The organism is Terrimonas ginsenosidimutans (assembly GCF_022012415.1).
Classification (GTDB): domain Bacteria; phylum Bacteroidota; class Bacteroidia; order Chitinophagales; family Chitinophagaceae; genus Terrimonas_A; species Terrimonas_A ginsenosidimutans.
Genome location: NZ_JAKLTR010000016.1, coordinates 97920 through 119861, shown reverse-complemented (window position 1 = coordinate 119861; position 21942 = coordinate 97920). Strand labels below are relative to the sequence as shown.

Sequence of the window (21942 nt, the reverse complement as noted above, 5' to 3'; positions counted from 1 at the left end):
ATGTATCTACCCGTTAATTTTTATCAGGTATAAGCATTGTAAACCTGCTACGGTCTTTATAACGCCAGTGATCTTTTTTCATCTTTTTTAACTCAACAAAATCACCAGTCCATGGATTAAAAATATAAACATCACATTTATTCGACGCTCTAATAGTAGCCATCGGGAGTGGTGTGTTCAATTACGTTTGTTTTGATATCGATGTAGAAGCGAAATTGCCCGGTGAAAGTATTGTTTTTTCGAAAGCTTTCCCATTGCAAGGAACCAAAAGCTTTTGAGGTGTCTGTTTCAATAAGTCCCAACTCCCGGGCTTTCATAAAAGCTTTATCATAATCTATTTTGAAACTTCCTTTTTCGTCTTCGGGAACATTTTCAAATCCGTATCCGTTGAAGAAAAATCCCTTCTCCTGGTTACTGGGTAGGAAATCTCCATTAGCATTCAGATCGAAGTAAATGTAACTTTTATCTGCCGATTTCCCGCTGTCCGGTTTCGCTTTACATAATATGCAAAAAAGCAAGGAAGTTCTCCTTAATTCTCTGGCTCGGGGTAAACGAACTACCCACTGATTGATGGTCGAGCGTGATCTCCAACAATTTTACATCAAGAAGCCGCTTGGCCTCAGCATTGTGTTGTTTCTGGATTTGATCTTTTGGTTTGGTGTAGGTGAAAATTCCCGAGGCTCTCCGCTGCCCTCGCCCTTTACCCCCATTCGAAAGTGTACCAATTTTTGTCACCTTTCCGGTTCAGGTCTGCCGTTAAAATGATTGCCATTAATGCCGTTTTCATCATTAAAACTGTCCGCCAATTGTCTTCCAAAAAAACAGCGGGCAGAAGCGGAAATAAACGGTGGATATACATCGGGCATGAAACAGAAAACCTTCGAAAAAATTTGATACTCAAATTCTTACGAAGGCTTTAATGTGCCCAGAACTGGATTCGTAAGTATTTAAAAGCCAAAACTTTATTTGGTTTGTCCGCCAATTTTCCGCCATCGTGTGTGCAGATTTTGACGTAATGAAATTACATAAACAAACTAGGATTCTGGCAATCTAAAAAAAATTGAACACATAACATTCCACTAAGGGATTAAACTTTGCGCGTTCGATAGCTTGTAAATACTCCATGTACCCTGGCCGGGCGCTAGCAGCGCTATCCGAATCCCGATCAACATGTAAATACTCCAGCCCTCTGTATGGAATATATTCCTACGGCGGCTTGCTGTTGCTCACCGCATTGGTAAAATACGTGAAGATGTTCTGCAGCACCTGTTCACGCGCTGTGATAGCTGTGATGGTTTTGCTGGTGCTGCAACAGGTGCAGTTGCTGACGGTTGATGATGTTTTACTTTGCCTTCATAATGACCGTTCAGTTCCGTGCTTTTACCAGTGCTTCATGTTTGCTGCAACCTTCTTTATGCAAAATAAAATCGATCACGTCCATGGCCTTCGTATGCGTAGCACAGTTAGCAGAAAAGCAGTAACAGGTCTCGTTTTATAACACACTTGGCAACTCGGCGTTTTGTCCGCATAGAACGAACAATACAAGCGGTGATGCTAGTCCGTCTTTAATCCGTAATGCTGCAGCACCTGCGCCAGCGATAACTTATGTTTGATCTCAGCGATCTACATGGCCCGCGTTTTTAATGGTGAGCACATTCTCTTCCACGATAATCTCCACCGCATCGCCGATGCCAAAGCCGGCCTTTGCCAGCCACTGGCCGCTTACGTTCAGCCAGGGAACTTCTTTATAACCCGTCGTGCTGTTGTCGCAGGGGCGGTACCGGCCATGCAGTTTTGCTCTTCTTTTTCTCTTTTCCATGTCCACAAAAATTTTATTTAAAAACAACTGGTCAGGTGCTAAAGCACCACTTTAGTTGTTTCAAACAAACTTTTCAAGATTTTTACTACACTTCCGATGGCTATATTTTTTTTTACGGAACCATTCCGCCTTAAATACAACGATTATGAGTGTAGGAACAAAGATCAACCGCATCCGCAAAGAACATAAAATGCCCCAGACCGAACTCGCCGATAAGGTCGGCATCCACGCCAATGTACTGGGACGGTACGAACGCGAAGAAGCCGCCCCTTCCGTCGAAGTAGCGGCCAAGATCGCGAACGCTCTCGGCGTATCGCTGGATTACCTGGTCGGCAATACAGATGTAGAACTTGATAAAAATATCCTGGAGAAAGTGATCGCCATTCAGAAGCTCCCCGAAGAAGATAAGTCGCATATCATGTACTCCCTGGACGGACTTATCCAACACGCCAAAACAAGGATCGCTTATAAATGATAAAAGCCGCTGATGTTCTCAGCGGCTTTTGCTATTCGAAATAGACTACGTCTACCTAAAGGGAATGTTCCACTTCTCAGGAACATCATCGATATCCCAAATATTCTGTCCTTTAATAAGGGTTAACAGAGGCTCATCTGGAAAATCATTCAATCGTAACAATAGAAGTTCCCCGGCTAATTCGCTGTAATAAAAACGATGATGGCTTTTGTTTCTATGCCATTTTATTTCTATATTCTTAAGCTCTTCTAAAACCTGTTGACCAGCCATATTACCTAGTTAATATTAAACTTCTTGTTTACTTCTGCGTTAGGTTTTGCAGACCCCGTTATAATTTTCTACCACAAGTTTTCTCCACTATACCCTTTTTGTGTATACTTATCAACGTAATACTGAAAAGGTCTAATAGGATCACTCTTATCAAGAGCTGCAGCAGCTTTTCTATCTTTCATCATCAATCTGGCAGTCGCTTTCAATACATTTCTTTGCGCAGAAAGTGCCTCAGGCTGATGTAACTTCTTTCTATGTGTCTAATAAAATTTTAAAGCGCTCTTTTGAGTTCAGAACATTTGACAACCAGAGTAAAAAATTCACATCCTCCTCATCCTCGGAATAATGAAAAGTGCTCACAGGAAATAAGTTCCCAAGAAAAATATCCAAAGAAATCACTTTAGAATGGTCTCTAATTATCAGAATTCCCCTATTCCCTTCTATGTGATACTTTAAAGAAAACTTATCGTTAATCACAAATTCGTCGACGTCAACACGTAACAATACTTTATCAACTTCAGGCTTATATAATATTACCAAATGATTGTTGATTATCTCATAAACTCCTTTGACAGGGAATTCTGACAATGAATTATCATCAACTGAAAGAATATAAAACTCAACCTTCCCTGTAGATAGATCAAGCAATGCCTGACTCGAGGCTCTGCTTTTTTGTAAAATTCTTATTTTCATTTTTTGGATATCATTTCGTATTTCTCGAGTACAGGTCGAACAGCCTCACCGAACTCTTTGTAAAGAGCTGCTCCCAACTGTTCCTTTGTACCTAAAGGCCTGGAAGATGATTCTATTATAGATGCATCACTTTTCTTTTGCACGTTCTTAAGGAACTCATAAGTTGGCCCTAATTTGTCTTGATATCTATTTCATTAAACTTATATATCCACTCACGCAGATCTGCCGGAGTTGCATCTTTGAAAACCTCTCCCAGTTTCCTCCTTGTTATACTCAGCGCCTCAGCAACATATTTTTCTTCAATTCCAAACTTTAGCAGATTGTCTCCGATAGCCTTTAATCCAGAAACTGCAGCAATATACTGATCTCTTAATCCAGCGGCAGCAATCGTTTCCGCTTCGATAGCACCTGCCGCCTTAATGCCCCCCCTGCTCCATTTTCTACCTTCAAAGCTGTATTTACCTTTCCGGGAGCAAAAAGTAGAACAGAAAGCTCTACGGCTTGCGCCCAATTGTCCCAGCTTTTTGCCTGAGTTATATATTCACTAATCTGCTGCTTAAAAGGGGTAGATGAATGATAATTCCACATTGATTTAACCCCACTTTTAACAGCATCCCAATCTTTTCAATAACGGAGGCTACGGCACCACAGGGAATGTGCAATCCTATAAACAGCAGTTCAAAGGATCAGTCATCACGACGGACTGGTCAGTATCGCTTACTAAGCGATCCGACGGTAAAACCGAAAAATATAATGCATGGTTTGTAGCATCTAAACAAGGTAGGATACTCATGCTGAACAATAGCACGACCACCTTCGGGTTAATGAGGGCGGGAAAATGAAACATCCGAAAACATGGACGGGCTTCTCACTGTAAAGAAGGTTCATTGCCGTCCAGGGCTGGCGCATACAGTCTTTTAGTATCTTGGCGGGATATACGGGCTCGCTTTAGGCTACCGAATAAAACGGACAAAAAACAGCTGTAACCTTCATCGCCTTCTCTCAGCCAATTAGCCAGACAAAAAAACCGTTGGTCCCCGTTCACAATGCCCAAAAAAACAGTCGCGTCCGAGACATCTCGGACGCGACTGCTAAACTAAAAAAGTTTGGAGACAACTCGATTATTTACACTCCCTTTCTATCTTTTCACAAACTTCAGATAAACCGTCTTCTCCGGCTTTTTCTTCATGATCACAAAATAAAGCCCCGCAGGAAACTGGCTGACATCAATCGACACACTCATCTGGTTGACAATGGTCCGCCATTGCAGCACAGGCTTGCCATCAGCGCTCACGATCTGCAAGGATTCCCATCTGTCTGCCAACTTCAGCGTATCGATCCTTAACAACTGCGCAACTGGATTGGGATACAACCGGATACCATGATCCGCGGCTGGCTCAGGATTGATACTTGTCGGAATATTGAGCGTAAACTGGAGCACGTTGCTGGGAAGCGTGATGTTGCTGCAGGCACTCTCCCCCGTCAGCAGACATCGCAGTCTTACACCGGTTGCCCCCGGCGAATAATTGAGCGATGAAAGCACCGCACCGCTGATATTCTGCCAGCTATGCGTCGCCGTACTATCCTGCCACTGAAACCCTGTGGTTGTCCCTGTATTGGTCACAGCGGATGAGACCAGTATACTTGCGCCCGGGTTAACAATCAGAGTAGGTGAACTGATCGTAATGGCAGCATCCAAAACAGGGTTCAGCGCTAAACCGAACCATTGGCTCGACTGGATACCATTAACCATACACCTGAAAAGATGCTTATCCCAATGTGCAGGGATCGCCGCTAAAGTAAGCGTTGCAGTCTGACTTCCGGAGAATTCATTGTCATCGGTCAGGCTGGCAAAGCCAACGCCCGTATTTCGCTGCCACTGATACGAGTTGCCGGTAACACCGGATGTCAGGCTTTTGGATGTGTTCGCACACGCCGGCACCTCAAGCAAGGAAACAGTATCCTGCTGATTACGCAGGATCGATACGCTGTTAGCAGCTTTACTGGTTAGCACCACGTCGGGCCTTCCATCCCCGTCCATGTCGCCGACAGCCACATAAGAAGCGGGAGCAGACAGAGGAATGTGCACAACCGAATCAAAGCGGATCGAATTGCCAGTGCTGATATTGGGTAGAACAGATAATTCATTCCCCGATGAAGCTACCAGTATATCAGGCTGCGCGTTTCCGTCAATGTCAGCGAGGGCAACAATCTCCGGGGATGTTTTGGTATTGAAATAGCCGTCCGGTTCAAGCTTTATATGGCCCGGCATGCTCCTGTTTTTCATGATCATTCCCTGAGGCTTGCTTCTATTGATCAGCACGACATCTGATTTCCCATCACCATCAAGATCGCCGGTAGCCAGATGGTTATTATAACCAGGCAGGCGCACTTCCCAACTTGTAAAGCTCAAATTGCCGGGGGTGCTGGTATTTCGCATTACACGTATATAGTTCAGGCCGACGATGACCAGATCCAGCTTACCGTCATTATCCATGTCCTCTGCTGCGACCGCATCCGGATAGATACCTGCGGACACCTGTACAACAGGCGCAAAAGAGGTCGTACCTCCACTCCCGGTACTACGGAACATCGATACCGCATGTGTGTTGGCTACCACAATACCAACGTCAATCTTCCCATCACCGTCAAAATCTCCTGCGCAAACATGGGAGTTACTAAGACCCGCTGTCATCTTAAGCGGTGAAGCAAAACTAATCGTGCCGGGCGAACTGGTATTGGGGTGAACACCCACTCCGTTTATATCGGCTGAACCCGGAAAGGTCAGATCAGGTTTCGTATCCCCGTTCACATCGGCATACTTCAGATAAATAGGGGCTGTGTGGGTTCCAATTTCATTGTGAGTGGCAAAACCCATTCTCCCAGGAGCTCCGGCATTTCGGAAAGTGTAGATGCCTGCCTGTAGTGACGACGACAGGTTGGCGACCGTGATATCTGGTTTCCCATCTCCATCGATGTCCGTCAGCGCAACAGCATTGGGTCCATTAGCGGAAGACGAGTCCATATGGATAGCAAAATTCGATGGCTTCAGTTTTCCCGCACCAGCAAAGACCGGCAGGAACGCATGAGGAGAATACCCTGTCAGTCCTCCCACCGCTACTGTCAGTGCGCTATAGGAAGCACTTTTCGGAACAGTGACCATCAGCGAACTGGTAGTGGCTTTCGTTACCGTGGCTTTTACATCCCCGAAGTACACCACATTGGAAGAAGGGTTGTTGCTGAAGTTTCTGCCAAAAATCGTGATCGAAGAACCAGGCTGCGCAGATACAGGCGTAAAGGATGTAATCAGCGGAGCGGTGGTATAGGCAAATCCTCCAAACTCCGCAGTTCCCGTTGGAGTAGAAATAGTGATCACACCGGAAGCACCACCTGCCACGACCGCCGTTATAGTATCACGCGAAACTACGTTGAACGAACTAGCACTTATGCCGCCAAAGCTAACCGCACTGGCACCCGTAAAATTATAACCGGTGATGGTGACCGTCGTTCCTGTGCTTGCGATCGCAGGTGCTATACTACCAATAACAGGTTGGCCCTCCTGGATAAAGGTAAATCCCGGCCGCCCGCCTGTTCCTGAAGGAGTCCTGACCCATAGATCGCCGGTTGCGCCCGACCCCACAATTGCTTCTATCGTTGTGGTAGAAATTATCGTAAAAGAACTGGCGGGAGTACCACCAAACTTAACTTCGGTAACATGCTGCAGTCCCGTTCCGGTTATCGTTACTTTCATACCCTTCGTAGCAGCCTGAGGAAAGAAAGAGGTAACATCAGGGCCGGTCGAAAAAACTAATCCGTCCTTTTCAGCCGTCCCTCCAGGCGTTATGACACTGACAAGTCCTGAACTCATATATCTATCCTGCTGCGCTGTAATGACAGTGGGAGAAACAATGGTAAACGTTACCGGATAGCCGCCAAGTTTAACTACGGTTGTACCGGTAAAGCCGGAGCCATTGATAGTGACTGTTCCAGTTCCCGTAACGCTGACAGGCGAAAAGGAAGTGATCGTCGGGGCAAGCGCTGTGGAAACATTACCAAAAGAAACGGTACCCTCTGGCGTTGTCACTTGTACCTCGCCAGACGAACCACTGCCCGGCACTGCCTTGATCAATGAAGGCGAGATAATGATAAAAGAAGAGACCGGTGTTCCACCTATGGCGATAGAAGAGGTCCCCGTGAAATTCATACCCTCGATCACGATCTCAGCTCCGGCAGGTACTACTCCGGGAGAAACCGATGTGATAAGGGGTGCCTTACCTAAGATAAACCCGCTGATGCTTGCCGTACCGGTTGGCATTTGCACGACCACCATACCGGAAGCTCCTTCACCAATAACAGCCACGATCTTTTCAGAAGATTCAACCGTGAAAGATTTGGCCGCAACACCCCCGAAACTAACCGATGTTGCGCCGGTCAGATTACTACCGCTGATCAAAACTGTTGCTCCGGCAGGAGCGATCAGTGGCGATACCGCTGAGATCGTTGGGCCCTGTCCGCCGCTCGTATTACGCATGATACTTAACCCAGCCCATAAACTACTTACGATATCTGCCCGGCCATCTCCATCAAAATCCACTGACGCCGCACTACTACCGGAGCCCTCGGTTGACGGATAAGTTACCCGCGAAGCAAAGGAGATGCTACCCGGCGAACTGGTATTGCGGAAAACATCCGTCACCATACGTCCGGAATAGGGGTCTTCCCTGCCTGCATAATTAACGGCAAGGTCTACTTTCCCGTCACCGTTCAGGTCATTGGGCACCATAGATGTGTAAGTGCCTTTACTCGGAAAAGGAGTGCCGGCATCAAAAGTTATCGCACCATTTACAGATGTGTTGCGGTAAATCGTCAGTCCCTCACCTGTATGTGGTATAAAGGCAATATCAGGCTTTCCGTCATTGTCAAAATCAGCTACAGCAACTCCTCCGGGAACGGCAGTTACAGTCGTTCTCCCCACAAAAGACAGGTTACCGGGTGTGCTGGTATTACGATAAGCAAAAACACCAATCGAATTACCCGAAAGCCCAAGAACATCAGGCTTGCCATCTCCATCAAAATCTGCAATATAAAAAACGGCAGCAGTTGCATTCAGGGAAAAATCTTTCCTGGCATCCACAGAGATATCACCCGGGCTACCGGTTCCGCGGTAAATGGAAAACGTTCCGCCGGATAAATGACCCAGGATCACATCAGCCTTGCCATCTCCATCCATATCATTGATGCGCACAGTACTGACACTGGGCTCACCTGCTCCCAACACAAATTCTTTTCTAGCAGCAAAATCTACTACGCCGGGAGAACTATTATTGCGCAGCAAGGTGAGTGTTCTGTTTTCGGATATCATGGCAAGATCTGGCTTACCATCTCCATCCAGATCATCAGCAGCAAAACTCCCGGGGGACTGTCCAATGGGAAAACTCCGGCTCATTTTGAATAAAAAACTACCCGATATGCTGGCGTTTTGCAAAATACTGATACTGTTGGCGCTTGATGAAGTGACGATATCTGGTTTACCATCACCGTCTATATCGGGAAAAAATGGCCAGTACCCCCCGCCTGACCGAACGTATGGCGGAGCAAAAGAGGCAGCATTAAAATCACCACCGCCATTGAAGGTGGTAGTAAATGCCCTTTTGCTATAGGCAACACGGCCATTGCTGGTAACCCTGATCGGCTCGTGCATTGAGCCGAACGGCACTTTGACCACCAGACTTGTTGAAGTGGCAGACACCAGTTCCGCTCTGCTACCGCCAAAATAAACGTGGGTATTCATCGTCGACCCATCAAAATTCTCTCCGGTAATTGTCACTGTTGCATTGACAGATGCCTGTTCAGGAAAAAACGAGGTGATCAGCGGTGCCGGGGTTTTAAACAGATAGGAGTCAAATGAAAAGCCGGTACCGAAACTGTTCTTCACAGAAATTTCCCCGGTACTTCCGTTACCTACAACTGCTGTAATACTTCCCGCGTGATTGACGGTAAAGGACGCGGCAGGAGTAACACCGAAATGTACATCAGTTACGCCAGTGAAGTTGCTTCCGGTGATCGTCACAACAGTACCCGCCACTCCGATCGAAGGCGTAAATGATTCAACAAACGGTTCAGGCAGTACGTTATTCCTGTATACGGCAATCGTTTTCCCAATTGCGCTTGCCACCACGACATCATCTTTACCATCACCATTAATATCACTCAGGGCTATTGGGTTTCCTGAACCAAACGATCCTTGTTTGAAGCTAATCCCCGGCGAGAAAGAAATGTTGTCACCACTGCTCAAGTTCTTGAGCACAGTAAAATGATTAATGACGTTAGAAACGGCGATATCAAGTTTGCCATCTCCATCAAGATCTGCGAGCGCCACCTGTCCGGGAGAATTCACTTCAATATTGGCAACAAGGACAAAACGGATATCTCCTGTCGCAGCAGTATTTTTAAAAACAGTCACTTTGCGTCCTTCATTATCGGACATAACAATTTCAGCCCGGTCATCTCCATTCAAATCCCCAATCGCAATATGAGAGTCCTCGACCCCCTCGAACCTGACAGGGTAGGCAAAAGAAATCACTCCTTTTACTGAGGTGTTTTTTAGCACGCTTAACTGATTTCTAGATCCGCTCGAGATGATTTCAGGCTTGTTATCTCCATCCAGATCTGACACCAACGTGTTTATGGAGTCATCAGTATAAAAGGCTACCGGTGCGGCAAAAAAGGTCATTCCTGGGTCGCTCTGGTTCCTGAAAATGATCGCAGAGGAAGAACTAACACAGACAATATCCGCTTTTCCGTCTCCATCCACATCATTTATTGCGATGCTGAGAAAAGTGTAGCCTGCAACCAATACCTGGTCTGGGATAAAGCTTATGTTTCCTGGAGAAGAAGCATTCAGATATATCTTTACAGTGTTATCAGAAAATATCACCAGGTCTAGCTTCCCATCGCCATCAAGGTCTCCAATGCCGGTTTTTGTCCCTCCTCCAGGCAGATGGATAGGAGCCGCAAAAGAAGTTGTGGTAGTACTACTTGTATTGCGATAAATATAGGCTCCCGGTTGGGACGACGTGCCTCCCGAAGAGGTAATTATCAGATCTGTTTTACCATCTCCGTCCAGATCGCCCTTTTCAATATGCCTGGGAGAATTAGTTCCGGCATTAGAACTGAAAGCCTCCGAAAAGCTGTTGGAAGAAATACTTCCTCCGTCGGCAAAACTGACTAAGAACGGTTTGGCAGAATAAGCAATAAGAAAATTGCTGGTAACGCTGATCGCATCAAACGTGGCTCCGACCGGAACTTTAACCGTTAAGGAAGTTTCGCTGCCGGAAACAACAGTGGCTTTGACTGCACCGAAATAAACGGTATTGCTCCCAGCAGCCGCATTAAAGCCAGTTCCACTGATGACAACCTCTGTACCCACCGGACCCGAAGCGGGCGCAAAAGAAGTGATGACAGGCGCCGGGCTCCAAACGAATCCGGGCAAAGAGGCATTGGCTCCCGGTTTCGAAATCACAACCTCCCCACTACTGCCTCCACTCACAATTGCCGTGATGCTGTCCGGTGAATGTATCGTAAAAGAGCTCGCCGGAGAACCGCCAACCGTCACTGCCGTAATGTCCAACAAAGACGTACCCTTGATTTTCAGCCGGGAGCCCTGAGTACCTTGCGCAGGGTTGAAAGACGTGATCGAAGGCAAAGCAATAAAGCCGTTAAGAGAATCTTTTCCCCCTGCTGTTTCTACATATACACTGCCGGAACGACCGGAAGGGGCAATGGCAGTGATCAACGTTGGAGAAACGACCGTGAAAGATATAACAGGAATAGCACCCATCCTAACCCTGATCACCTCTTGAAAATGGGAGCCATAAATACTGATCAGTTCGCCGGTAGTGGCAGATACAGGGCTGAAAGAGGTAACATCCGGTGGCGCTACGAACGTAAAGCCGGGAAGAGAACTCCAGCTATTGGAACGACCCACCACCACGTCTCCGGAAGCGCCTCCTCCCACTCTGGCGGTGATCCGTGTAGAAGAAACAATAGTAAAACTGGCAGCAGGCACTCCTCCAAACGAAACGGATGTTACACCGCTGAGATTGATTCCTTCGATAGTAACGATCTGCCCCGACACTGCTCTCGTAGGTGTAAACGACGATACGATCAACGGCGGATGAAACGGTTGGTATCGTAGAGTGGTATCAATCAATGTTCCGTTGCTGGCGATCAGTTGAATTGTATCGAATACGTGATAAATATCATGCGTATATTCGGCATTATACGCGGTACTTACTTCCACGCCATTCACCAGCCAACGGTAAGAATAGCTCTGGCGCGAATAATTCAGCAGTTTCACCTTTTGCGTAGCCTTCAGCCCCGCTGTATCGATTTTAAAATAAGCACGTGGCAACGGAGAGCCTCCGCCATTGGTACTTATCTCAACAAGGCCTCCGCCACCTCCGGCCCATATTTGCTGGTCATTCCAGAATGCAAGATCATTGTGAGAATAGTTAAGGTATTCAAACCGATTATCCCGCGGTAAAGGCTCCCATATAACACCGCCATTCGACGTCCGGTAAACCTCATTCATTCCCGACAGTGCGAACCCGTTATTATCGTCGAAGAACTTCATTTCGCTGCAACCAAAAGAAGTGGCTACGGGATCGTTCAATAATGTCCACGACGCGCCACCATTGCTGGTGGTGAAAAAATACTCTTGGTTATCGGTGTTTGAATAACTCAACCATCCTTTCGACGCGGTCCGGAAGAACGCTGAAAGGATGGTCTTATGGCTGCCGGGGATGGAAGGCATTGTAATATCCTGCCAACTAGCTCCGCCATTGGTGGTTTTTACCAGGTTCGTCAAATTTCCATATGTGCCGTACGCATAAACATTATTATTATCCAGCGCATCTATCCTGGTTAAATATTTACCGGGGTATGCCTTATGGGTTACCCAATTGACCCCTCCATCAGTCGTCTTCAAAATATTGTTTGCTTCAATGGCATATCCTACCAGATTATTTTCCGGGAAAACCATATCTGGAACACCATTCAGGAACTCACTTGGGTTGACGCCAAGATAATAAACCAGGGTAAAGGTATTTCCCCCATTGTAGGACCTCAAGATAGCCGGCTCAAATCCGTAATGCCCATACAGAATAATATTTTGCTGGTCAAATGCCTTGACACCCATTATTCCAAAACCAAACGTGAGGTTAACAAGATGAGAATTGTAGTTTACGTTGTTGAGTGTCACTGGCTTTCTAATATAAGTCCTGCCGGAATCAACGGTGTATCCCACCCAGTCTCGGAACGCTACATATCCTTCGGACCGGCTATAAAAGCTGAACTTCATCACCTCATTTTGAGGCACATCATTATCAGAAAAAAGCTTTCGCATCTGTGTGTGTGCATCGGATCGGATAGTCAGGAAGGCAAAAAACAAAAAAATAAACGGAAAGTTTCTGTACCAGAAACCTCGGATAAGGGGGATGTTAGTGGAACGCATGAATCAGTTTGGTTGGTGGAAGAGGCCGCAAAAGCGCTTGGCGGCCAGCTCAAAATCTGGGCTAAAATAGCGCTTGATTTCCAAACGGTCAAGCGACAATGAGGCCCATAGAAAGGGCTTTTAGTAGAAAACATGTTGAGCCTCAACGGCTATACCACAATGTAAGTAGAGATTTTTTACTAAATATTCTATGGATTGAAAATCCATTGTATAGCCGGCGACAGAAAGTCTAATAGCGGCTTTGCCATGCACGTTCAATTCCGAAAACGCGTACCTGCAACCAATGAAGGAAAAACCTATATCCGCTGTCCAACATATTATATATCATTCATCGCCTGCTTCTTGACCGTTCCAACATTTATTTTATTAAGGTAGAACAGTCGAAGGTTAGCTCATATAACCCCTTAACATCTTGGCTGGATGCGCGCCTCTCTTTAACTTATCAAATAAATCTACATACCGCTTCATATCCGATTTGATATAACATTTTCCGCCAGCATAGCCGAAATCGGCTGTCAAATTCCGTTGCCACTCAAAAACATATTCATTATTTACGATAGTAATGTCATTGGAAATGAGGTGAAGTGATTCAGCGACCAGGAATAAGGTCGTCACCTTATTTTTTGTCCCTTTAAACCAACTATCATGGTGTGCAAGCATATCCTCACACTCCGTTAAATGCTTGGTTAGATAATCTTCCGTGAAGATGAATATTCGCACAACCGAACCTCCCTTATTCAGAATTTCCTTTTGTGGTTGAACAAAATCTACCATGGATTTATAGTATGGACAGTCCTTACCCCATACATTCAAATAGGTATCCGTATTAACGATATGCGTAGCGCAATAACTTTTGTTGCCCCACGAATCTTTGGCGATATCCTTCAATAGCTTACAAGTATATTCTTCAAGTTCGCTTTCATTCAATCGGATCGCCTGAGTGTCCAATTCTTCAATCTCTGTAAGGAGCTGCTCAATTTTTAAATTCCAAACCAGATTGCGCTTTTTGGCGAAAGCCATAGTCGACAATATGCCAGTAATTTGATTTTCGGCAGCAATATCGGCAGCCTTGAATTCAATCCAAAGAGTAAGTCCTGACAAGGTGATAGAAACAAAAAAGGAGGTGATAGCCTCGAACGGCTTACTCATATTCAACATAATAGCACCATAGATACTACCAATCACTAAAGAAAATATCGGGAAAAACAGCTTGGGAAGCCGGTTAGAACTGCGTTTACTCATCGAATCGTTTGTCTTGGTACCAAACAATATACTGAATATCTTGATTCAAGTAACGCTAAAGTGGTTCCACTAACGCTGCAAAGACCTGACCTGAGCCCAAAATCACCCTCGGCAACTTCAGTAAAGTAAACAAGATAAGATCACCTATGCTCAAGCAATGCAATTGCATCGCCCTTCACCTCCGGACACACATTCGGCGTCAACGTGTCTACCGCTAGTATCAAATGCTTCACGGCACTCATGGGTACCACTTCCGTAACATGCGTGTCTGAATGGTAGAGGAACACATAATGACTATTCTTACCGATAAAGTATTGCGTGCTATCAGAAACAAATCGCCGGTTATTATCCAGTTCAATTGCCGTACCGTAATAACGATATTGGTTTCGCACCGCATCGATCGAATGCATGGCACTGGTCACCACGATCGCGACACAACTACCAAAAAGGAGCACATAAAACAGGTAACTGTTGGCCGTGAAAGGTTTCTTCAAACTCATCAGCCAGATTTCATATGTTCCCGCGACGAGGGCGAGACAAACTAGCACGAGACATAGAAAAAGGATCTCGAGAGAGCGACGGCCATCCACTAATCCGAGCACAATAAACCCGACGAACAAAAAGCAAAAACTATAACGCCGCTTGACCGTATCATGACTCCGGATACGGGGAAGGATGGCACGTTTCTTCCGGAGGGAATTCGTAAAAACGATCAGCGTTAAGTAACCTACCAGTACACTGAGCAGCACAATGATAAACCAGACGCCAATATCGAGTAGCGAAGTAACGATCTCACTCAGGTCAATGAACTGGACGATATTGACGCCAAAGTAGCCGTAAAAAATACAGAGTCGCACCATCCCCATCAGGAGTAGACCTGCTCCCAGGTAAGGCGCGACACTGGAAAACAAAGCTGGTATTGACCGTTGCTTACCCATAGCAGTTGGTTTGCTAAGTAAGTTACACGGAAATCGGCAAGGAACCTGTTCGAAAGCAAAGGAAATGGGGAGGGCAGATTCATTACTTCATCGCTCTTGTCTTCGATAAAAAATAGTAATTCACTTGTCGTTTGATCAATTCTCCCTGGAATTTGAACAGAAACGAAAACAGGTAATCTTCGACCCCAATAAAAGACAGTGTACGGAACATCGCTCTTTCCAGCGAAAGGAACAGGACATCCGCATACTTTGCGGGATCAGACGCGATATGCTTGAGTAGATAGACTGGTGTCAAACCATTCAGGTCTACTTCCATGATATCCCCTCCCGGTATCTCAGAAAAGAATTTGGCTTCGTCAGAGCAGCACTTAGCTGTTGACTATCCCGCACCCAGTTATTGAGTCCGGTCTGAATCAAATAGTCAAATCGCTGCGGCCAAGCCATATCGAGTAGTAATTCGGAGAAGTAACGGATAATCGTCCCGAAAATATACTAAGTAGTTTAGTATATTTGTATGGGCACTTGTTACTTGTCTAGTGAAGAGGCCAACATCACTGAACGACACCCTAGCTCAAGAAAACTCTTTTATCATTCAAATATTAATTGGGCCAACAGATACATCTATTGAATCATTCTGGAACTGGTTCATCGACAATGCACTCCCTTTTCTACAATAAATCCACCCCAAGCCATTAGCGCTCATTCGCATAGGCTTCTACGATCACCTCTCCGTATTCCAAGATTGCTTTGTCAATTTGCGCAAAGTTGGTGCAATAAAGCACGGAATAAGTTACAAAGGGATTAGGCCTTTCATGGGGCAGATTGAGAGGCTAAAATAATAAAGACGATGCAGCAGTGCAATTCCGGTAAAACAAAGCTTCAACATTAGCAATATCCGGAATTTCCCGGATGATGGTTAGGAATGTGGGCTGCTTGCTAATTTTCCCCAAGAGCTACCTTACATTCATACGTTTTGAGTGGCCTTAGATTCCCGGCAGAGTATCATGCGCACATGTCAACCGCAACCACTCTTCGTCTACAAAATAGTTTTGCCTGTTTGTGATTTTTTCCCAACACTGTACACTAATTATATGAAGTTTGAACCAGATGGATAAAAAAACACATTTTACAAAAGTAATTACACAAAACGAAGGGCTGATCATCAAGGTAGCATCACTTTATACTAATAGCCCGCAGGATAGAGAGGACCTTTTCCAGGAAATCGTCTTCCAGCTATGGAAATCATTCGGCTCGTTCAATGATCAATCGAAAATAAGCACCTGGATGTACAGGGTCGCAATGAATACCGCTATCTATAATCTGAAAAGCCTCAAAAAAGGTAAACACGATACCCATTGAAACCAGCGCTTACCATCTGCCAGACGAAAAAGACAAGGCTGCGGAACAAAGCGTCAGGATACTATACGACAGCCTGCGGATCCTGAACCTGCTGGATAAAGGCATCATCCTCCTTTATCTCGAAGGCAAAACCCACCAGGAGATTGCAGAGATTACCGGCATCAGTTCTACCAACGTCGGAACAAGGATCGGCCGCATCAAAGAAAAACTCAAGCAGCAAATTACTAAAACACTATAAATATGGAACTGGAAGAAATGAAAAATGCCTGGAATGAAATGAACAATACACCCGGCAGACAAAGCAGATTAACTACACACTTAATTGATCAGATGACACAAAACAACTACCGTTCTAAAATAAACAAGATCGGGCAATTCGAATATATCGGCAGTATCATCTGTTACCTTGCCGCAGCATATCTGTTGGCAAACGTCGCAACGATCCAAACAGAAGTCATCCAATTCCTTGCCTTCATTGCGATCGCGTTGCTTTTGGTTTTACCCTTTATTTCTATCCGGTCATTATGTGCGGTTAAAAACATAAATATATCCTCCAATAGCTACCTGGATACCATTAAAGATTTTAGTACCCGCAAGATGAGGTTTCAACGATTACAAAAGCTGAATATCTCCCTGGGCTTTTTCCTAATGCTGATCATACTGCCTGTACTCGCTTCAATCAGGGGAAAAGATATATCGCGAATCCCTTATTTCTGGTCTCTGATCTTCCCCCTCGCTGTTGTCTTCTTCCTAGCTTTCTCGGTATGGACATTAAGATCGTACAACAGGATGCTGAAACAAACAGAAAATATGCTGCGCAGTATCGAGGTCGATTGATCAGCATTCATCAGGTTGTCCTGGACGGGCTAATTTAATACAACTATCGACCTTAATGCATGCCAGAACTTAAACCTGAAGCAAATGTTAGGTCGCCCGGCCGGAACAAACACTTTAGCCCTTCGATGGGAATTTAAATGTGCATCTCCTAGCTTTCAGATAATAACTTTTAAAATCTCCGTTGAATACGTCCAGGCTCCCCGCGATGCGTAGCAAGGGAACTGTCGCCTGCTTCTAATATCACCCCTTATGTACAAAACCGTCCTGTCCATTCTAACCATTACCCTGCTCACCCTTTTTTCATTGACGCAGAACTATTCCGCCTCAAATACGAGAAAGCTTCTCGTCACCCATGAATAGGAACTGAAATATTATCTGGAGGGTAACAAGAAGACCGAAATCTCCGAATACCTGACGGGCCTTCGCCTCGTGTTCATTCCTTCAAAAGAATTGGTTTATGAATACACACCCGGTGAAGAGCAGCCGATCATCATCCGTAAAGGGAAAATAGAAGCGGAAACTTTCAAGTACGTAGACCGGATCGAAGAACAATCCGTGATCATCAAGATGGATCTGCTGGAAAAGCAAGGCAAACTTGCGATCAAAGATGAATTCAATAAGGATGGAAAATATTCCGTCTATGAAAAAGTGGACACGATCAAAACCAAGGTTATCCTTCCCGAAAATATGAAATAGAGAAGCCGGAAGTCGCCATGCAAAGAGTTCATCCGGACCTCCTCGAACTGATCGCGGCGTTGAATAAAATCCTCAGGAAAAATATCGGCAGCCTCTATTTCCACGATAAGAACAAAACCAGGTATGTAATGAAAGACGCGAAACTGGAAGTATCCGAATACGGATTGAAGTATTCTTATACCTACGATACCAAAGACCAAACGAACAACTCGGTGTCAGGAAGTTCTCCTTAATTCTCTGGCTCGGGGTAAACGAACTACCCACTGATTGATGGTCGAGCGTGATCTCCAACAATTTTACATCAAGAAGCCGCTTGGCCTCAGCATTGTGTTGTTTCTGGATTTGATCTTTTGGTTTCGTGTAGGTGAAAATTCCCGAGGCTCTCCGCTGCCCTTGCCCTTTACCCCCATTCGAAAGTGTACCAATTTTTGTCACCTTTCCGGCTCAGGTCTGCCGTTAAAATGATTGCCATTAATGCCGTTTTTATCATTAAAAATGTCCGCCAAACTGTCCGCCAATTGTCCGCCAAAAACATCGGACAGACGCGGAAATAAACGGAGGGATAAACACCTGGCAGAAAACAAAAATCCCTTGCAAAAATTTGAATTTCAAACTTCTACAAGGGAACCGATGTGCCCAGAACTGGATTCGAACCAGCACACCTCGCGGCGCTGCCACCTGAAGACAGTGCGTCTACCAATTTCGCCATCTGGGCTTGATAACGGGCAGCAAAAATAAGGGAATCAGACGTATAAAAACCAATAAATCAGCAAAAAATTAAAATATTCGGGCTTTCGATGTTACGGATTAGTATCGCAGAGTCCGCTAAGGGGGACGCAAAGGGCGCTAAGAATAAGCATTGCGCACTTTGCGTCCCCCTTAGCGAACTCTGCGATACTAATTAACCAAACTTATCACAAACCCATAACTATACTTTTTCCCCAGCAAGCGGTACTCATTGTGCGGCAACGCACCCCAGCTATTATCGCCTCCCACTCCACGCTGACCAAGATCCACCGATAAGAACGTACACTTCTCCGGCGGCAGATCCGTCGGGTGCTGCTGCTTCTTCGTCATCCCCGGATCAAGACTTTCCAGCGAATGATCGATCGCACTGAAACAGACCGGCTGCAGCCCTTCGATCTTCAGGCCATTGCCTTTCTTGTCTGTGATCATCAACCAACGCGCATCCGTTTTATACCCACTCTCCTGCGGACGGATATATCCACGGTAAAACTGATTCTTCACATGATCCCGGTACAAACCAATAAACGAGGCACTCTTTCTGTCACTGTAGTTCTCCCATGGCCCGCGACCATAATAACTTAGGCTGTCATACATCGCTGGCAGCTGCCAGCGCAATCCAAACCTTGGCAACTCCGGCAATTCCTTCCCTGTCAGATCCATCGAAGCATTCACCCCAATCGAACCATCCGGCTGTATCTGGTAACGCAACTCATAAGGAATGCCGATCGCCAGTTCATACTTTAAGGTTATCAAAACTCCTTTATCGTTCTGCTCTCCGATCACCACACTGCTCAACTTTTTATTCTGATGCGCCGTTCTCCAGATCCCCAGCTTCAACGGCATATCATTTCCAAAATCATTATCGGTCGGTGCCCGCCAAAAGGATGGCTCAGGAAATGATTCCATCTTCATAGAACCTTTCGAATAATGAGTGAAGGCACCTGACTGCTCATCGAACTCTCCCTTCACCTCACCTGATTGAAACGAAAGCTTGCGATTGTCGCGCTTCACTATCAACTGTCCTTGCTGTGGCTGTTCTTTCGCAAAGAAGTCTCCCGCATAACGGAACTGTTCCCGTGCCACTTCAAACCCCTGCGGCACCAACGGCGCGGCTTGTTTTGTTAACGCATATACATTGAGATAAAACTCTGTACCGGCAATCGCTTTGTATTGCGGGATCGACAAACTGATCTCCGCAATTTCGCGCGGCTTTGCCTCAACAGAAAAGTTTTCACTTCTGATAACCTTTCCATTCTGCAAAAGTTCCCAACGGAAATCCAACTGATCAAGCGATGTAAAATCGTATGAATTCTCCACGATCAGTTTCCCGTCCTTCCACTGGAACAACACCGGCTGATATCCTTTCTTTACTTCATATGCACCCGGATCCGGCGTTCTGTCCGAACTAATGATCCCATCTGCCACGCCATTCTCATCGTGCTGCCAGTAGAACGAACCCAGGTCACCACCAAAGGCCCAGTACGTATCCCCATTCGCGTTCTTTGCTTTCAAACCCTGGTCCACCCAATCCCAGATAAAACCGCCCTGCATATGCTTACTGCTGCGGATGATATCCCAGTAAGCCTGGAAGTTTCCATTGCCATTTCCCATCGCATGTGAATACTCACACATGATGTATGGTCGTGTTTTATCTTTTGCGGATGCATATGCTTTCATCTGTTCCATCGTTGGATACATCGGCGTTACAATATCCGTATTTGCATCTTCACCCGCCTGCTCAAACTGTACAGGTCTTGAAGGATCACGTTGTTTGATCCATTTATATGCATCAAAGAAAATCTTTCCATTACCAGCTTCATTTCCTAGTGACCAGATGATGATACTCGGATGATTCTTATCCGTCTCCACCAACCGATGCTCCCGATCCAGATGCGCTGCTTCCCATTCGGGTCGATACGCAGGATGGATCGTTTTATCATACGGCCCCTGGAATTCCACGCCCATGCCATGACTTTCAATATTCGCTTCATCCACCACAAACAATCCATACTGATCACATAACTTATACCAAAGCGGATCATTCGGATAATGCGATGTTCTGACGGCATTAATATTGAACTGCTTCATCAGCGCAATATCTTTCAACATTAGTTCACGGGTAGGCACATGTCCTTTCACATCATCATGCTCATGACGGTTCACACCGCGAACCATAACCGGAACTCCGTTCACCAGCAATTGCGCATTCTTGATCTCCACTGATCTGAACCCGATCTTTGCTCCCGTAAACAGCGTATCGTCCGATGCATCACTTTTCACCGCAATAATGCAATCATATAAAGAAGGCGTTTCAGCCGTCCATTTATCAACAGAGCTAATCGTTCCTTTGAACAGCAGTGTCTGCGAACTATCTTTCGAAGTGAATTTTTGGGACGATTGAAAAACGGTTTTCCCCGACTTATCAACGATCGATACGGAAGCCCAACCTTTGCTTGTATGCTGCTTTGCAAAATTCCTCAACACGAGTTCAGCATTGAAGACGCCGTGTTGATAGTTCTTATCTAAACCAGGTTTTAAAAAGAAATCCCAGGGAGTAACGGATGGAGTGGAAAACAAAAACACATCGCGCTCGATACCGCTCAATCGCCAGAAATCCTGGTCTTCCAGGTAACTTCCATCATGCCAACGGAACACCTGCACAGCCAACACATTCTTTCCTTTTTTCAGGAATGAAGTGATATTGAATTCAGCGGGAGATTTCGATACTTTGCTCATGCCGACTTTCTGACCATTCACATACACAAATGCACAACCGGAAATAGATCCAAAATGCAGGAACACCTGGCGTCCATCCCAGGTGGAGGGAATGTCAAATTCTTTGCGGTAGGTGCCAACGGGATTATCGCCGCCAATGAATGGAGGATTTTTTGGAAACGGGTAAACGATATTGGTATAGATAGGGATACCAAATCCTTCTACTTCCCAGTTGGAAGGAACGTTGATATTACTCCATGATCTTGTATCGAGATCTTGTTTGAAGAAATCGGTAGTGCGATCTGTATGCTTCGGTACGTATATAAACTTCCAGGAGCCGTTCAGGGATTGATGATAGGGAGAGGCGGTATAATCGTCAGCAATTACCTTTTGCTTTGTATCAAACAGCATTGCCGTGGCGTGTGCCTTTTCTTTGTTCAGGTCTACAAAGGCAGGATTTTCCCAGTCGTTCAACTGTTGGGAAGATGCAGGACTATTCAGAAACCCTGTCAGAAGAGAAACAATCAAGTATTTGGAGAATGGCTTCCTGAACATGTGATATCAAAATTTAAGTTGTGATAACATTTAATTCGGCTGGCGAGTTTGGAACGCGGCGAACGCGGCGAACCGCAGCGGG

General features: G+C 45.6%; 17 protein-coding genes and 1 tRNA gene. 7 read left to right on the top strand and 11 right to left on the bottom strand.

Annotated features, from left to right (window positions below; all coding sequences use genetic code 11):
- Positions 1–149: 149 nt before the first annotated feature.
- Positions 150–518: a hypothetical protein gene (locus tag LZZ85_RS21915; RefSeq protein WP_237875506.1), complete on the bottom strand. Its 369-nt coding sequence runs from the start codon at positions 516–518 to the stop codon at positions 150–152.
- A 1097-nt stretch (positions 519–1615) separates the two neighbouring features.
- On the bottom strand, positions 1616–1819 hold the full coding sequence (locus tag LZZ85_RS21910) for a SymE family type I addiction module toxin (protein WP_237875505.1): 204 nt from the start codon (positions 1817–1819) through the stop codon (positions 1616–1618).
- Between the two features lie 145 nt (positions 1820–1964).
- Here LZZ85_RS21910 and LZZ85_RS21905 point away from each other — a divergent pair, with 145 nt between their 5' ends.
- Positions 1965–2294, top strand: coding sequence for a helix-turn-helix domain-containing protein (locus LZZ85_RS21905; protein WP_237875504.1), 330 nt, complete (start codon positions 1965–1967; stop codon positions 2292–2294).
- Positions 2295–2345: 51 nt separating this feature from the next.
- Here LZZ85_RS21905 and LZZ85_RS21900 read toward each other — a convergent pair whose 3' ends face one another.
- The 4 genes from LZZ85_RS21900 to LZZ85_RS21885 form a co-directional block, all read right to left on the bottom strand.
- Complete coding sequence (locus LZZ85_RS21900) at positions 2346–2564, bottom strand: hypothetical protein (protein ID WP_237875503.1); 219 nt, start codon at positions 2562–2564, stop codon at positions 2346–2348.
- Between the two features lie 252 nt (positions 2565–2816).
- Entirely contained in the window at positions 2817–3257 is a 441-nt protein-coding gene (locus LZZ85_RS21895) for a hypothetical protein (RefSeq protein WP_237875502.1), read from the bottom strand.
- A gap of 169 nt (positions 3258–3426) precedes the next feature.
- Positions 3427–3768: a hypothetical protein gene (locus LZZ85_RS21890; protein ID WP_237875501.1), complete on the bottom strand. Its 342-nt coding sequence runs from the start codon at positions 3766–3768 to the stop codon at positions 3427–3429.
- Between the two features lie 627 nt (positions 3769–4395).
- Entirely contained in the window at positions 4396–12618 is an 8223-nt protein-coding gene (locus tag LZZ85_RS21885; protein WP_237875500.1) for an FG-GAP-like repeat-containing protein, read from the bottom strand.
- Positions 12619–12627: 9 nt separating this feature from the next.
- Between LZZ85_RS21885 and LZZ85_RS21880 the strand changes: the two genes are divergently transcribed.
- Positions 12628–12873 carry a hypothetical protein gene (locus LZZ85_RS21880; RefSeq protein ID WP_237875499.1) on the top strand — a complete coding sequence of 82 codons (246 nt, stop codon included), beginning with the start codon at positions 12628–12630 and terminating at the stop codon, positions 12871–12873.
- A 285-nt stretch (positions 12874–13158) separates the two neighbouring features.
- On the opposite strand, the gene LZZ85_RS21875 is transcribed toward LZZ85_RS21880, so the two are convergent.
- The 3 genes from LZZ85_RS21875 to LZZ85_RS21865 all read right to left on the bottom strand — a co-directional run bounded on the left by LZZ85_RS21875 (position 13159) and on the right by LZZ85_RS21865 (position 15267).
- Positions 13159–14013, bottom strand: coding sequence for a hypothetical protein (locus tag LZZ85_RS21875; RefSeq protein WP_237875498.1), 855 nt, complete (start codon positions 14011–14013; stop codon positions 13159–13161).
- A gap of 140 nt (positions 14014–14153) precedes the next feature.
- Entirely contained in the window at positions 14154–14951 is a 798-nt protein-coding gene (locus LZZ85_RS21870; protein WP_237875497.1) for a hypothetical protein, read from the bottom strand.
- Between the two features lie 82 nt (positions 14952–15033).
- Positions 15034–15267 (bottom strand): hypothetical protein, encoded by a 234-nt coding sequence (locus LZZ85_RS21865; protein ID WP_237875496.1) that lies wholly within the window; start codon positions 15265–15267, stop codon positions 15034–15036.
- 791 nt (positions 15268–16058) lie between these two features.
- Between LZZ85_RS21865 and LZZ85_RS21860 the strand changes: the two genes are divergently transcribed.
- The 5 genes from LZZ85_RS21860 (at position 16059) to LZZ85_RS21845 (ending at position 18076) form a co-directional block, all read left to right on the top strand.
- A complete protein-coding gene (locus LZZ85_RS21860) occupies positions 16059–16310 on the top strand; it encodes a sigma-70 family RNA polymerase sigma factor (RefSeq protein ID WP_237875495.1) in 252 nt (83 codons plus the stop codon).
- Entirely contained in the window at positions 16300–16548 is a 249-nt protein-coding gene (locus LZZ85_RS28865) for an RNA polymerase sigma factor (RefSeq protein ID WP_432422777.1), read from the top strand. Before LZZ85_RS21860 ends, LZZ85_RS28865 begins: the two co-directional genes overlap by 11 nt.
- 2 nt (positions 16549–16550) lie before the next feature.
- The gene (locus tag LZZ85_RS21855; protein ID WP_237875494.1) at positions 16551–17147 is read left to right on the top strand and encodes a hypothetical protein; all 597 of its coding nucleotides are present in this window, start codon (positions 16551–16553) and stop codon (positions 17145–17147) included.
- A gap of 429 nt (positions 17148–17576) precedes the next feature.
- The gene (locus LZZ85_RS21850; protein ID WP_237875493.1) at positions 17577–17843 is read left to right on the top strand and encodes a hypothetical protein; all 267 of its coding nucleotides are present in this window, start codon (positions 17577–17579) and stop codon (positions 17841–17843) included.
- A 17-nt stretch (positions 17844–17860) separates the two neighbouring features.
- Entirely contained in the window at positions 17861–18076 is a 216-nt protein-coding gene (locus LZZ85_RS21845; protein ID WP_237875492.1) for a hypothetical protein, read from the top strand.
- 400 nt (positions 18077–18476) lie between these two features.
- On the opposite strand, the gene LZZ85_RS21840 is transcribed toward LZZ85_RS21845, so the two are convergent.
- Positions 18477–18558, bottom strand: a tRNA-Leu gene (locus tag LZZ85_RS21840).
- Between the two features lie 182 nt (positions 18559–18740).
- The gene (gene lacZ / locus LZZ85_RS21835; protein WP_237875491.1) at positions 18741–21860 is read right to left on the bottom strand and encodes a beta-galactosidase, LacZ type; all 3120 of its coding nucleotides are present in this window, start codon (positions 21858–21860) and stop codon (positions 18741–18743) included.
- Positions 21861–21942 lie beyond the last annotated feature (82 nt).

Coding starts and splice junctions, on each gene's coding strand:
- LZZ85_RS21910 (WP_237875505.1), bottom strand. CDS start 1,819: ATGGAAAAGAGAAAAAGAAGAGCAAAACTGCATGGCCGGTACCGCCCC.
- LZZ85_RS21905 (WP_237875504.1), top strand. CDS start 1,965: ATGAGTGTAGGAACAAAGATCAACCGCATCCGCAAAGAACATAAAATG.
- LZZ85_RS21900 (WP_237875503.1), bottom strand. CDS start 2,564: ATGGCTGGTCAACAGGTTTTAGAAGAGCTTAAGAATATAGAAATAAAA.
- LZZ85_RS21895 (WP_237875502.1), bottom strand. CDS start 3,257: ATGAAAATAAGAATTTTACAAAAAAGCAGAGCCTCGAGTCAGGCATTG.
- LZZ85_RS21885 (WP_237875500.1), bottom strand. CDS start 12,618: ATGAAGTTCAGCTTTTATAGCCGGTCCGAAGGATATGTAGCGTTCCGA.
- LZZ85_RS21875 (WP_237875498.1), bottom strand. CDS start 14,013: ATGAGTAAACGCAGTTCTAACCGGCTTCCCAAGCTGTTTTTCCCGATA.
- LZZ85_RS21870 (WP_237875497.1), bottom strand. CDS start 14,951: ATGGGTAAGCAACGGTCAATACCAGCTTTGTTTTCCAGTGTCGCGCCT.
- LZZ85_RS21865 (WP_237875496.1), bottom strand. CDS start 15,267: ATGGAAGTAGACCTGAATGGTTTGACACCAGTCTATCTACTCAAGCAT.
- LZZ85_RS21860 (WP_237875495.1), top strand. CDS start 16,059: ATGGATAAAAAAACACATTTTACAAAAGTAATTACACAAAACGAAGGG.
- LZZ85_RS21855 (WP_237875494.1), top strand. CDS start 16,551: ATGGAACTGGAAGAAATGAAAAATGCCTGGAATGAAATGAACAATACA.
- LZZ85_RS21845 (WP_237875492.1), top strand. CDS start 17,861: ATGCAAAGAGTTCATCCGGACCTCCTCGAACTGATCGCGGCGTTGAAT.
- lacZ (WP_237875491.1), bottom strand. CDS start 21,860: ATGTTCAGGAAGCCATTCTCCAAATACTTGATTGTTTCTCTTCTGACA.